10 protein-coding genes are annotated in these 12,875 nt (G+C 74.5%); 8 read left to right on the forward strand and 2 right to left on the reverse strand.

Going from position 1 to position 12,875, the window contains the following annotated elements:
* Positions 1–108 precede the first annotated feature (108 nt).
* Genes AC07FJ_RS03655 through AC07FJ_RS03665 form a run of 3 tightly spaced genes read left to right on the forward strand, consistent with a single transcriptional unit; the run spans position 109 to position 2,522 of the window.
* Positions 109–1,077 carry a hypothetical protein gene (locus AC07FJ_RS03655; RefSeq protein ID WP_479044818.1) on the forward strand — a complete coding sequence of 323 codons (969 nt, stop codon included), beginning with the start codon at positions 109–111 and terminating at the stop codon, positions 1,075–1,077.
* Positions 1,078–1,084: 7 nt separating this feature from the next.
* On the forward strand, positions 1,085–1,693 hold the full coding sequence (locus AC07FJ_RS03660; protein ID WP_479044821.1) for a hypothetical protein: 609 nt from the start codon (positions 1,085–1,087) through the stop codon (positions 1,691–1,693).
* Positions 1,674–2,522 carry an inositol monophosphatase family protein gene (locus AC07FJ_RS03665; protein ID WP_479044824.1) on the forward strand — a complete coding sequence of 283 codons (849 nt, stop codon included), beginning with the start codon at positions 1,674–1,676 and terminating at the stop codon, positions 2,520–2,522. The genes AC07FJ_RS03660 and AC07FJ_RS03665 overlap by 20 nt, the downstream gene beginning before the upstream one ends.
* A gap of 3 nt (positions 2,523–2,525) precedes the next feature.
* Here the strand turns inward: AC07FJ_RS03665 and AC07FJ_RS03670 are convergent, their stop codons facing one another.
* The gene (locus AC07FJ_RS03670; RefSeq protein ID WP_479045287.1) at positions 2,526–3,689 is read right to left on the reverse strand and encodes an SLC13 family permease; all 1,164 of its coding nucleotides are present in this window, start codon (positions 3,687–3,689) and stop codon (positions 2,526–2,528) included.
* A 125-nt stretch (positions 3,690–3,814) separates the two neighbouring features.
* Here AC07FJ_RS03670 and AC07FJ_RS03675 point away from each other — a divergent pair, with 125 nt between their 5' ends.
* Positions 3,815–9,703, forward strand: coding sequence for a WD40 domain-containing protein (locus tag AC07FJ_RS03675; protein ID WP_479044826.1), 5,889 nt, complete (start codon positions 3,815–3,817; stop codon positions 9,701–9,703).
* A gap of 20 nt (positions 9,704–9,723) precedes the next feature.
* Positions 9,724–10,443 (forward strand): vWA domain-containing protein, encoded by a 720-nt coding sequence (locus AC07FJ_RS03680; RefSeq protein WP_479044827.1) that lies wholly within the window; start codon positions 9,724–9,726, stop codon positions 10,441–10,443.
* Positions 10,444–10,446: 3 nt separating this feature from the next.
* Here AC07FJ_RS03680 and AC07FJ_RS03685 read toward each other — a convergent pair whose 3' ends face one another.
* Positions 10,447–11,358, reverse strand: a complete 912-nt coding sequence (locus AC07FJ_RS03685) for an aldo/keto reductase (protein ID WP_479044829.1) — start codon at positions 11,356–11,358, stop codon at positions 10,447–10,449.
* 60 nt (positions 11,359–11,418) lie between these two features.
* Here AC07FJ_RS03685 and AC07FJ_RS03690 point away from each other — a divergent pair, with 60 nt between their 5' ends.
* From AC07FJ_RS03690 to AC07FJ_RS03700, 3 genes are all read left to right on the forward strand, one after another.
* Positions 11,419–11,772: a MerR family transcriptional regulator gene (locus AC07FJ_RS03690; protein ID WP_479044831.1), complete on the forward strand. Its 354-nt coding sequence runs from the start codon at positions 11,419–11,421 to the stop codon at positions 11,770–11,772.
* Between the two features lie 82 nt (positions 11,773–11,854).
* Positions 11,855–12,298: a hypothetical protein gene (locus AC07FJ_RS03695; protein WP_479044833.1), complete on the forward strand. Its 444-nt coding sequence runs from the start codon at positions 11,855–11,857 to the stop codon at positions 12,296–12,298.
* Positions 12,299–12,349: 51 nt separating this feature from the next.
* Positions 12,350–12,826 carry a pyridoxamine 5'-phosphate oxidase family protein gene (locus tag AC07FJ_RS03700; RefSeq protein ID WP_479044835.1) on the forward strand — a complete coding sequence of 159 codons (477 nt, stop codon included), beginning with the start codon at positions 12,350–12,352 and terminating at the stop codon, positions 12,824–12,826.
* Positions 12,827–12,875: the final 49 nt, after the last annotated feature.

Consider the following 12,875-nt stretch of genomic DNA (forward strand, 5'->3'; position numbering starts at 1 on the left):
CCGGGGCCGTGTGCCCCCGATGCGCCCTGGTGGGACCGGAGCGGGCCCGCCTAAGATCGGGTACCCGGCCGAGGGGGAGCGGGGAAGCGGGGGAGGGGACGGGACGCGATGACCACGGGGCGGACGGGGCGTACGGGCCGGATCGAGCGCGCGGTCGCCTTCGCCCTGCGCAACTTCGAGGTCGTCTTCGCCGCCGGTATCGGCCTCACCATCGGTTTCCTCGACATCTTCGGCGACAAGCTCATCGAGTCCGACCTCGCCTCCGGCGCCACCCTCGTCGTCCTCGGCGCCCTCGCCGTCGGCTCGCTCTCCGAGCGCGCCCGGCGCCCGCTCGCCATCCAGGACGCCATGGCCGGCACCCGCCGCGCCATCGAGGACCTCACCATGGTCCGCTCCCTCGCCGGCAACGAGGTCCGCGACGAGCTGCGCAAGGCCCGCCAGTCCACGAACCTCTGGTACTTCAAGGGCGGCACCGGCACCTACCTCCGGGCCGTCACCCTCCCCGAGTGCGTACGCGCCGCCAAGCAGAACCGCTCCCAGCTCAACGTCAAGATCGAGATCCTCAACCCGGCCGACGAACGGGCCTGCGCCACGTACGCGCAGTTCCGCCGCATGTTCTCCGGCGCCGGGTCCGGCTCGCACGGCGGGGACCTGTGGACCCCGGCCCGCGCCCGCAAGGAGTCGTACGCCACCGTCCTCGCCGCCTGCTGGTACCGCATGCAGCTGACGACCCTCGACATCAGCGTCCACCTGTCGTCGACCGTGCCGACCCTGCGCTTCGATCTCTCCGACTCCTGCCTGATCATCACGCAGGACGACCCGAACCGGGTCAACCTCAAGGTCGAGCGCGGCCAGCCGCTCTACGACTACTACCTCACCGAACTGCACCAGAGCCGCGAGCAGGCCACCACCCTCGACCTGCGCGACGCCACCCTGCTCAGCCTCTCCCCGACCGTCGACGAAGTGCGCGCGCTCTTCGACGCGTTGGCGCTGCCGCTGCCGCGCACGTACACCGAGGCGGACGTCGGCGGGATCATCGAGAAGGCCCTGCACGCCGAGGACCCCTACGGGAGGTGAGCCGCCCATGGACCTGGACGCCGCCGAACGGACCCTGCGCGAGATAGCGGCCGGAAGACGGCGGCTGCGCGCCGTGCGGCACCCGCTCGGCTTCCTGTGCCTGCCCCTTCTGCGCAGCGGCCCCGACGGCGTCTGCGTCCACCTCTTCGGCGAGCCCCTCGGCGACGACGATCCCGTCCCGCCGCTGCACGCGCACAGCTGGGAGCTGTACAGCCACGTCCTGTACGGCGAGGTCGGCAACGTGCGCGTACGGATACGGGACGACACCGACGCGCCCACGCACCGCGTCTTCGAGGTGCGCAGCCACCCCGACGGCGTGGACGAGATCCGGCCCACCACCCGGCTCGTACGCGGTGAGACCGGGCCCGTGCAGACCAGCCCGGCGGGCACGACGTACGCACTCGGCGCCGGCGAGTTCCACACCACGGTCGTGACGCCGGGCCGGACCGCCGTCACCCTGGTACGGGGACGGTCCCTGCCCGGCGGCCGCGACCTGTCGCTCGGGCCGCTCGACGGGCCGCCGCGCCGCACCACCCGGCGCCTGTGCGGCACCGAGGACACCCTTCACGCCGTCCGCACGGCCCTCGGGAGGATCCATGCCGCACGCCGGGACTGACGGGCCCTCGTCCTTCGCCACCGAGCGGCGCGTCGCCGTCGCCGCCGCCGAGGCCACCGGGCGGCTGCTGCGCGGCCACTTCGCCGACGCCAGGGCCGTACGCACCAAGGGCGCGGACGGGGACGTCGTCACCGACCTGGACCTCGCCGCCGAGGAGCTCATCCTCGGCCGGCTCCGGCGCCACTTCCCCCGGGACCGGATCCTCTCCGAGGAGGCCGGGCTCCTCGACACCGGCAACCGCCGCACCTGGCTGGTCGACCCGCTCGACGGCTCCAACAACGTGGCGATCGGCCTGCCCGCGTACGTCGTCGGCATCGGGCTCTGCCTGGGCGAGACGCCGGTCGTCGGCGTGGTCCACGAGCCGGTCACCGGCCGCACCTGGCACGCCGTCAGCGGCCAGGGCGCCCACGGCGACGACGGCACCCGCCTGCCCGGCCCACGCGGCGACCTGCCGGGTCCCGGGCCGGTCCTCGCCTGGACCCAGGGCCACGCCGTGGGCCGCGCCGACCCCACCGCGACCGCCCTGCGCTCCACCCTGGAACGCCGCTGCCGCCGCGTCCTGCAGCTGTGGGCCCCGCTGCTGGGCTGGAGCCTGCTGGCCCGCGGCACCATCGACGGCTTCGTCGGCTACCGCGCCGAGGGGGTGGACCTGCCGGCCGGCGCGCTGCTGGCCGCCGAGGCGGGCGTGGAGCTGCGCACCCTGGACGGGGCGCGCTTCCGCCCCGGCTACACCGGCCCGGACACCCGCCGCAGCTTCGTCGCGGCGCGGGCGGAGACGCTGGCGTACGTGCTGGAGGAGGTCGCGTCGGCGATGCGCGGTTCCTCGTAAGGGTCACCCCACCAGCACCAGCCCTCCCACCGCGCCTACCGTCCCCGTCACCGCCAGCACCAGGCTCGTCCCCATGAAGCGGCCCAGCGCGATGTGCGTGCCGTGCCAGCGGCAGCGTTCGAACCAGAGGAGCGTCGCCAGGGACGCCCAGGGGGTGACCAGGGGGCCGACGTTGACGCCGATCAGGAGGCCCAGCAGCTGGTCGTGGTGGGGGAGCGGGACGACCGCCTCACCCGCGACGTACGCCGGGAGGTTGTTCAGCGCGTTGGAGAAGCCCGCGCCGACCGCCGCCGTGCGCAGCACGCCCAGCGGGCCCTCCTCGGTGCCGATCAGGCGGGCCAGGATCTCGTGCAGGCCGTGCGCGCTGACCGTCTCCACCACCAGGAACATCCCCGGCACCAGCACCAGCAGCCGCCACGGCACCAGCGACCACCGCAGCTCGGCCCGGCGGCGTACCGCGAACGCCACCACCACGACCAGCGCCGCCGCCGACGACGCCGCCCACAGCGGGACCAGGTCCACCAGGAGCGCCACCAGGAAGGCGGCGCACGCCACCGCGCACACCCGCAGCAGCACCGGATCGGCCGGGCGCGGCGGCTCCGGCGGGGCGTACCGCTCGGCGCCCCGCCGGCCGCGGCGCCAGTAGAACACCCACAGGCACGCCATCGTCGCTCCGATCGCCACCGCCTGCGGCGCCCACATCGTCGCCGCCATGCCCGTCGGGGTGAGCGCTACCCGGTCGGCCGCCAGCAGGTTCGTGAGGTTGGAAACGGGCAGCAGCAGGCTCGCCGTGTTGGCGAGCCACACCGTCGTCATGGCCAGCGGCACCGCCGCGATGCCCACCCGGGTGGCGAGCGCCAGCATCACCGGCGTGAGCAGCACGGCCGTCGTGTCCAGGTTCAGCGTGATGGTGGTGACCGACGCGAAGAGCACGCACAGCCCGAACAGCAGCGCGTAACTGCCCCGCCCGGCCCGCGCCACCCAGGTCGCGACGACGTCGAAGACCTCCGCCTTCCCCGTCAGCTCGGCCAGCACGATCACCGTCGCCAGGAACACCAGCAGCGGCCCGATCCTCGCCAGCACGTCCGAGGCCGGCCCGGTCGGCAGCAGCCCCGTCGCCACGGCGAGCAGCCCCAGCGCCAGGAGCGCGACCGCCAGCCAGTCCAGCGGATGGAAGCCTCCGAGGAAGCGCCTGAAGTAATACGTCACGGTCACCGTCACGAGCACGAGCATAGGTTTTCGAGATGGGTTTTCGACCGGACAGGGCGCCTTCCCCGGCCTAATCTGTTCGCATGCTGACGGATGGTGAAACCGACGCCCGGGCAAGCGACTTGGACTTCTTCATCAGCTACTCGCCCGCCGACGAGGCGTGGGCGTCCTGGATCGCCTGGACCCTGGAAGAGGCCGGCTACCGCACCGTCGTCCAGGCCTGGGACTTCGTCCCGGGCAGCAACTTCATCGACTTCATGGACCGGGGCGTCAGCGAGTCGGCCGCCGTCATCGCCGTCCTCTCCCGCCACTACGAACGCTCCCTGTACGGCCGCATGGAGTGGCAGGCCGCCCTGCGCGCCGACCCCGAGACCCCCGAGCGCCGCCTGCTCACCGTGCGCGTCGACGACATCCCCATCGAGGGGCTGCTCGCCACCATCACGTACGTCGACCTCGTCGGCGTCCCCGACGCCACCACCGCCCGCGCCCTGCTGCTCACCCGCGTCGAACAGGCCCTCGACGGCCACGCCCGCCCCGGCCGCCGCCCCGGCTACCCCGGCGACGCCGCCACCGCCCGCGCCACGGGCGCGCCCGTGGCGGGACTGCCCGCCCAGCGGTGGCTCGGCGGCCCCGGCTGGGCCGGCCGCCGACGCCCCCAGCGCGCGCCCCGCTACCCGCAGGGCCCGCAGTCGCCCGCCGCCCACGACGCGGTCACCGTCCTCCACCTCGCCGGACCCGACTTCGGCCGCGGCCGCGAACCCGACACGCTCAGCCGCGAGCTGCGCGGCGAGCTCATCGTCCTGCGCGACGGCGGCGCACCCGCGCCCGACCTGCTCGTCGTCACCGGCGACCTCACCGCCTCCGGCAGCCCCCGCGAATGCGACCAGGCGCTGAGCTTCCTCACCGCCGTACGCTCCCAGCTCGATCTGCCGCCGCAGCGCGTCGTCATCGTCCCCGGCGCCCAGGACGTCAACCAGGCCGCCTGCCGCGCCTACTTCCACACCTGCGAGGCCGACGAGATCGCCCCGCAACCCCCGTACTGGCCCAAGTGGCGCCACTACACGCGCCTGTTCCGCAGCTTCTACCAAGGGCTCGACACCGTCTTCGACAGCGACCAGCCCTGGACGCTCTTCCCGGTGCCCGAACTGAACACCGTCGTCGCCGGGTTCAACTCGTCCATCGCCTACAGCCACCGCCTGGAGGACCAGTACGGCCACATCGGCCGCGACCAGGCCGTCTGGTTCGCCGAGGCGCTGCGCCCGTACGAGGAGGAGGGCTGGCTCCGGGTCGGCGCCCTGCGCCACCCCCTCACCCCCGGCAGCAGGCCCGGCGACGCCGTCGGCGGGCCCGGCGCCCTCACCGACACCGAGACCCTCACCGAGCTCGCCGGCCCCCGCCTCCACCTGCTGCTGCACGGCCCCACCGGCGGCCCCCGCTCCACCGGCACCGTGCCCGGCCACACCCGCCTGCCCGGCACCGGCGCCGACCCGGCCGCCGGGCTGCCCGTGTTCGGCGCCGCCGCCCCCGCCCGCTTCCAGCTGCTGCGCCTCACCGCCGAGGGCATCACCCGCTGGTACGACCGCGGCCGCACCGGCCCGGAGACGTTCCCCGCCGGCTGGCCCCGCGCCGGACGGGTCTTCCCCGTACCGGACGCGCCCCGCCCGGCCACGGCGGCCGACCCGGCGCGCGAACCCGCGGCCCTCCCCGCCGAGCCGGCCGACCCCGACTCGCTCACCGAACGCGTCAAGGAGGTCTGCCTGGCCCGCCGCGACGGCGTCCGCCTGCGCGACGTACCGCGCCGCGCCCCCGGCGACATGGACCAGATCATCGCCACCTGGCGCGAGGAGGGCGTCGTACGCCAGGCCCGCATCGCCGTCCACCCCGGCACCCCGACCGGCGAACAGCTGGACCGGCTCCTGGCCCAGCTCCACGCCGCCGGCCCCGGCGCCACCGGCTCCGGCGTCGAGGCCGAGCTCGTCCACGACGGCCCCGCACCCCCCGCCGAGCTGCGCGAGCGGGCCGTCCGCCACGGCGTACGCGTGCGCAGCTTCGTCGAGTTCCAGGGCCTGCTCGACCTGCGCGGCTACGTCACCGCCCAGACCGCCCGCCTCCTCGCCGGCGAGAGCTACGCCCCCGTCCGCTACCTCCCGCAGCGCTACCGCGACGCCGACCGCCCGCACGACGGCGCGCACGGGGGCGGCGAACACGACCACCTCGTCGACGACCTCCTGGAGCTCCTGGAGGCCGACCACGGCCGGTTCGTCCTGCTCCTCGGCGACTTCGGGCACGGCAAGACCTTCGCCCTGCGCGAGCTCGCCCGCCGCATCCCCGAGGAACTCCCGCACCTCACCCCACTGCTCATCCCCCTCAACACCCTCGACCGCGCCCACAGCCTCGAAGGGCTCGTCGCCGCCCACCTCGCCGCCCACGGCGTCGACACCATCGACCTGCGCGCCCTGCGCTACATGCTCGCCCAGGGCAGGGTCGTCCTCCTCTTCGACGGCTTCGACGAGCTCGTCAACCGCGTCAGCTACGACCGCGCCGCCGACCACCTCCAGGTCCTCCTCGACGCCGCCGTCGACCACGCCAAGATCGTCGTCTCCAGCCGCACCCAGCACTTCAAGTCCCACGAACAGGTCCTCACCGCCCTCGGCGAGCGCGTCGGCCTGCTTCCGCAGCGCCGCATCCTCTCCGTCGAGGGCTTCACCCCGGACCAGATCCGCTCCTACCTGGTCAAGACGTACGGCGACGAGGAGGCCGCCGACCGCCGCTACCGGCTCCTGGAGAACATCCCCGACCTGCTCGCGCTGTGCCGTAACCCCCGGCTGCTGTCCTTCGTCGCCCAGCTCGACGCCGACCGGCTGCGCGCCGTCGCCGGAGCCGGCCGCGCGCTCAGCCCCGCCCGCCTCTACGAGGACATCTTCACCTCCTGGCTCCAGTACGAGGAGGCCCGCCACCGCAAGGGCCCCGGCTCCCCGCCCGGCCTCGACCTCGCCGAACTGTGGGCCGCCGTCACCGCGCTCGCCGAACGCCTCTGGGAGTCCGGCCGCACCGCCCTGCGCCTCGACGAGCTCACCGAGGCCGTCGCCACCACCCTCAGCCGCCTCACCGAAACGCCCCGCTCCAGCGCCGAACTCGGCCACGCCATCGGCGCCGGCACCCTGCTGGTGCGCACCGACGACGGGCTGTTCCACTTCATCCACGGCTCCGTCGGGGAGTGGCTCCTCGCCCGCGAGGCCGCCCGCCGACTCGACCGGGGCGACGACGCGCTGCTGCGCGCCCGGCCGCTCAGCCGCCTCGCCGTCGAGTTCCTCTGCGACCTCGCCGACCACGAGCAGTGCGTCCGCTGGGTCCGCGACACCCTCGAAGGCGACCGCGCAAGGGCGGGCGACACCGCCCGCGCGGGCGTGAGCGAGGCCGCCCGCGCCAACGCCGTACGCATCGGCGACCGGCTCCGCGTCCCCGCCCACGCCGACCTGCGCGGCGCCCGCCTCGCCGGCGAGGACCTCTCCCACCGCGACTTCACCGGCGTCGACCTCACCGGCGCCGACCTCACCGACGCCCGCCTCGTCGGCGCCACCCTGGAGCGGGCCGACCTCACCGACGCCCGCCTCACCGGCGCCCGCCTCGACCGCGCCGACCTGCGCGGCGCCCGCCTCACCCGGGCCGACCTGCGCCGCGCCCGCCTCACCCGGACCGACCTGCGCGGCGCCGACCTCACCGGCAGCCGCTGGCACCGCGCCGCCCTCATCGACCCCGTCACCGACGACGCCACCCGCGCCGCACCCGAACTGCGCACCGCCGCCCTCGCCCCCGGCATGCCCGTCGACGCCGGCTTCCGCCCCTCCTCCGTCGGCGTCCCGTACGGCTACGACATGCGCACCAGCCGGCTCCCCGAGCCCATCGCGTACAGCCCCGACGGCGAACTCCTCGTCGTCGGCAGCGAGGACGGCGGCATCCTCGTCTGCGGCGCCGACACCGGCCGCGCCCTGCGCACCCTCCAGGGCCACGCCGGACGCGTGTACGCCATCAAGTGCGCCGCCGGCGTCATCGCCAGCGGCGGCTCCGACGGCACCGTACGCCTCTGGGACCCCGTCTCCGGCGCCTGCCGCCACGTCCTCGACGTCCACCCCGGCGGGGTGTGGCCCGTCACCCTCAGCGCGGACGGCACCCGCCTGGCCACCGGCGACGCCGACGGCCTGGTCACCGTCTGGGACACCGCCACCGGCACCCCCACGCACCGGCTGCCCGGCCACGCCGCGCCCGTCTACGCCGCCGCCTTCAGCCCCGACGGCACCACCCTCGTCACGGGCGACGCCGCCGCCGGCGTACGCATGTGGTCCCTGCGGACCGGCACGGAGCCGCTCGCCCGCGACCTGCCCGGCCACCAAGGCGCCGTCTACCGCGTCCGCTACAGCCCCGACGGCACCGCAGTCGCCACCGGCGACCAGGGCGGCACCGTACGGGTCTGGCAGGCGGCCGAAGGACGGCTGCGCCAGGAGTTCACCGGCCACACCGGCCGCGTCTACACCCTCGACTTCCACCCCGGCGGACGCCTCCTCGCCAGCGGCGACACCGACGGACAGGTACGGCTCTGGGACCCGGCCGTCGGCACCCCGCTCGGCGGCCTGGAACGCTCCGCCGGCGCCGTCTACCAGGTGCTGTTCAACGCCGACGGATCCCTGCTCGCCGCCTGCGACAGCGACGGGGCCGTCCGGCTGTGGACCGTCACCCGCACCCCGCGCCAGGGCCACGCCGTCACCCTCCACGCCCGCCAGCCCACCCCGCACCGCGGCTCCGCCTGGGCCTGCGCCTTCCACCCGTACGACACCCAGCTGCTCACCGTCGGCAACGACGGCGGCGCGCAGATCTGGGAGGCCGCCACCGGCCAGGGCAAGCGCATCCTGCGCGGCCACGGGCGGCGCGTCGGCGACCTCGCCTACAGCCCCGACGGCACCACGCTCGCCACCTGCGGCAGCGACGGCCACGTGCTGCTGTGGGACACCCGCACCGGGGTGCGCACCCACGAACTGTCCGGGCGCGGCGACCGGCTCGTCTCCGCCTCCTTCTCCCCGGCCCGACCCGTCCTCGGCACCGCCGGCAGTGACGGCGGGGTCTACCTGTGGAACACCGACGGCGAGTCCCTGCGCGAGCTCGACGCCGAGACCGAGCACATCTGGGCCCAGGCCTTCAACCCCGCCGGCGACCTGCTGGCCACCGCCAACGACGACGACACCGTCTGCCTCTGGTACCGCTCCACCGGAGCCCGGATCGCCACCCTCGCCCAGCACCGCGGCCGCGTCCGGTCCATCGCGTTCCGCGCCGACGGCTCCGCCGGAGACGTCCTCGCCAGCGGCTGCGACGACGGCTTCGTACGCCTCTGGCAGGCGCGCGAGGGACGGCTCCTCGCCGAGCTGGCCGGACACGGGGACCGGGTGTACGGCGTCGCCTTCGGCCCCGGCGACGCCTGGCTCGCCAGCGCCGGCTGGGACGGTACGGCCATCGTCTGGCGCGACGGCGAGGCCGCGCTGCGGCTGCGCCCGGGCGGCGGCAAGCTGTGGACCGTCGCCGCCCACCCCACCCGCCCGGTCCTCGCCGCCGCCGGCGACAACCGCAAGGTCACCCTGTGGAACGCCGACACCGGCGCCGTCCTCGCCGAACTCACCGGCCACTCCGGGCGCATCCTCGCCGTCACCTTCAGCCCCGACGGCACGGAACTCGCCAGCGCCGGCGAGGACGGCACCGTACGGCTGTGGAACCTGCCCCTGGACGGGGGCGCCCCCTCCCCGCGCGCCACCCTCATCGGCGTACCGGACGGCTGGGCGACCCTCACCCCGTCGGGCGGCTACAAGTACGAGGGGGACGTGGCGGGCGAGTTCTGGCACGTGGTGGGCATGTACCGGTTCCAGCCCGGGGAGTTGGACGAGTACCTCCCGGGCGTGCGGAGGCTGCCCCTGGGGGAGGAGGTGTGACGGTCCTCTAGTCTTCCCGTATGCCTCTCAGCCTCCAGAAGGTCGAGGAGACCGCGCCCGCGCTGGTCGGCCTCTACAAGACCGCGGCCGTCTCGCTGCGCAAGCACGGGCTGAGCGGCGCACGGGCGGCGGTCTACCTGGTCGTCGACTACTCGGGCTCGATGAGGCCCTACTACCAGGACGGCAGCGTCCAGGCGCTCGCCGAGCGGGTGCTGGGCCTGTCGGCGAACCTGGACGACGACGGGCGCGTGCCGGTCGTCTTCTTCTCGACGGACGTCGACGCCGAGACCGACATCGTGCTCGGGGAGCACGAAGGCCGCATCGACCGGATCGTGGCCGGGCTCGGACACATGGGCAAGACCAGCTACCACCTGGCCATGGACGCCGTCATCGACCACTACCTCGACAGCGGCGCCACCGCCCCCGCCCTCGTGGTCTTCCAGACGGACGGCGGCCCCATCAACAAACTCGCCGCCGAGCGCTACCTCTGCAAGGCCGCCGAGCTGCCGCTCTTCTGGCAGTTCGTCGGCTTCGGCGACCCCGGCAGCCGCCAGTTCGACTTCCTGCGCAAGCTCGACGAACTCGCCGTCCCCGCCAAGCGCCGCGTCGACAACGCCGGCTTCTTCCACGTGGGCACCGACCCGCGCCGCGTCCCGGACCCCGAGCTGTACGACCGGCTGGTCGCCGAGTTCCCCACCTGGCTGACGGCGGCGCGGGCCCAGGGCATCGTACGGAGCTGACGCTCACGGCCGGTCGAGCCGGCGGAACTGCTCCTCGGTGAGGGCGACGTCGAGCGCCGCGAGGTTCTCCCGCAGATGGGCGACGGACCTCGTGCCCGGGATCGGCACGATGTGCGGAGCCCGGTGCAGCAGCCAGGCCAGCGCCGTCTGCGCCGGGGTCGCGCCGAGCTCCGCCGCCACCGCAGCCACCGGGCTGCCCGGCCCGGCGTGCTCGCCCATCGCGATCGGGAAGAACGGCACGAACGCGATCCCGTGCTCGGCGGTGTGGTCCACCACCGCCTCGTGGTCGCGCGCGGCCAGGTTGTACAGGTTCTGCACGGCCGCGACCGGAGCCACCTCCTCCGCCTCCTTCAGCTGCTCCACGCCCACCTCCGAGAGCCCGATGTGCCGCACCTTGCCCTCCTCCTGGAGCTGCTTGAGCGCCCCCATCTGATCGGCCAGCGGCACCTCCGGGTCGATCCGGTGCAGGTACAGCAGGTCGATCCGCTCCGTACGCAGCCGGCGCAGGCTCAGCTCCGCCTGCTGGCGCAGGAACGCGGGGCGCCCGAGCGGCACCCACTCGGCGGGCGACGGCCGCACCAGGCCGACCTTCGTGGCCACGGCCACGCCCTCCCGGTACGGGTGCAGCGCCTCGGCGATCAGTTCCTCGTTCGCGCCCAGCGCGTACGCGTCCGCCGTGTCGAAGAGCTCCACGCCGGACTCCGCGGCGGTACGCAGCAGACGGATGGCCGCCGCCCGGTCGACGGGCGCCTCCCATATGCGCGCCTCGGCGCCGGACGGCCCGTCGGGGGCGTCCGCGAGGCGCATGGCGCCGTAGCCCAGGCGCCGTACGGGAAGGTCGCCGCCGATGCGGACGACGGAGTCGACGGTGCGGGTGCTGTGGGCGCCGTGGGTGCTGTGGATGTTGTTCGTCATGCTGAGAACCGTAGAAACTCACACCCGTGTGAGCTTCAAGTACCTGTGAGGGGGATCACGTTGAGGATCGGAGAGCTGTCCCGGCGGACCGGGGTGAGCGTGCGCCTGCTGCGCTACTACGAGGAGCAGGGCCTCCTCGACGCCCGGCGCACGGCCGGCGGCCAGCGCCTCTACGGCGACGACGCCCCCCTCGTCGTGCGCCGCATCCGGACCTTCCTGGGGGCCGGCCTGCCCACCAAGGTCATCCGCGAGGTGCTCGACTGCGTCTGCGGCAGCGACGCCGAGGTCGAACCGTGCCTCAGCCCGCTGCTCGTCGCCCGCCTCGACGAGATCGAGCACCGCATCTCGGACCTCCAGTCGGCCCGCACCTCGCTGGCCGCGCTGGTGGCGGCATCCACTGCGCCCAACGCGTGATTGTCACCCCGGCCGCCGGGACACCGCGGCGGGGCCGGGGTAGAGCTGCTCCTCGGTACCGGCTACCGGATGGGAGACACACATGCGCCGCGCAGGATTCGTGGTCGCCGCGGCGACCGCACTCACACTGGGAGCGGCCGGCACGGGCCGGGCCGACACGACCGCGACCGCCGAGGTGACGGCGAGCTGGGGGGACCGCGTACGGCTCCAGTACACCTGGACCGATCGCCAGACCATCACCGGCGGAACGCTCCGCGTCACGGACGCCACCTGCGACGACCGCGCGGTGTACGCCTCCCTCACCGTCACCACGGGCGCCGGCCGCACCGTCCCGCTCGGCGACCGGCACAACACCGGCGGCTGCGGCACGACCGCCGAGTTCCCCGACATCACCGCCTCCGACCCCAGCGGCGTCCTGCGCATGACCCTGCGCATCTGCCACCCGGCCCCCGGCGGCGCGACCGCCACCTGCGAGACGCGCTACATCGGCGCGAACCCGTACCGGCCGGACGCACTGCGCTTCTGAGCCTCCGGAAACACGACAGGAGATGTCCGGTATCCCGTCTTCCATGGAGCCATGACATTCAGGTGGTCAGAGTTCCAGGCGGCGGAGCCGGACTTCGCCGCAACCGTCCGGCGCCGTTTCGACCCGTACAAGCACCACGTCCTCGGGACCCTTCGCAAGGACGGCTTCCCCCGGCTGAGCGGGCTGGAGGTCACCTTCGGGCGCGGCGAACTGTGGCTCGGCATGATGCCGGGGTCGCGCAAGGCACGGGACCTGCTGCGCGATCCCCGGTTCGCCGTGTACGCCAACCCGGGCAGCGGTACTGACATGGGCGGCGGCGACGTACGGATCGGGGGACGGGCGGTCGAGGTGACCGACCCGGACACCCTGGCGTGGTTCGCCGACGAGGTGGGCGTGCCACAGCCGTTCCACCTCTTCCGCGCCGAGCTCACCGAGGTCGTCCGCACGACCGTCGAGGACGAGGCGCTCGTCCTGCGGATCTGGCGCCCGGGCGAGGCCCTGCGCACCATGCGGCCGGGCAAGGACTGAGACGGCCCACATGCGCGCGCCGTTCGCCCGGCGCGCCGGGGCGTGGTGG

This window comes from Streptomyces sp. NPDC045998, from assembly GCF_056430285.1.

Coding starts and splice junctions, on each gene's coding strand:
- AC07FJ_RS03700 (WP_479044835.1), top strand. CDS start 12,350: ATGACATTCAGGTGGTCAGAGTTCCAGGCGGCGGAGCCGGACTTCGCC.
- AC07FJ_RS03680 (WP_479044827.1), top strand. CDS start 9,724: ATGCCTCTCAGCCTCCAGAAGGTCGAGGAGACCGCGCCCGCGCTGGTC.
- AC07FJ_RS03660 (WP_479044821.1), top strand. CDS start 1,085: ATGGACCTGGACGCCGCCGAACGGACCCTGCGCGAGATAGCGGCCGGA.
- AC07FJ_RS03695 (WP_479044833.1), top strand. CDS start 11,855: ATGCGCCGCGCAGGATTCGTGGTCGCCGCGGCGACCGCACTCACACTG.
- AC07FJ_RS03675 (WP_479044826.1), top strand. CDS start 3,815: ATGCTGACGGATGGTGAAACCGACGCCCGGGCAAGCGACTTGGACTTC.
- AC07FJ_RS03685 (WP_479044829.1), bottom strand. CDS start 11,358: ATGACGAACAACATCCACAGCACCCACGGCGCCCACAGCACCCGCACC.
- AC07FJ_RS03655 (WP_479044818.1), top strand. CDS start 109: ATGACCACGGGGCGGACGGGGCGTACGGGCCGGATCGAGCGCGCGGTC.
- AC07FJ_RS03665 (WP_479044824.1), top strand. CDS start 1,674: ATGCCGCACGCCGGGACTGACGGGCCCTCGTCCTTCGCCACCGAGCGG.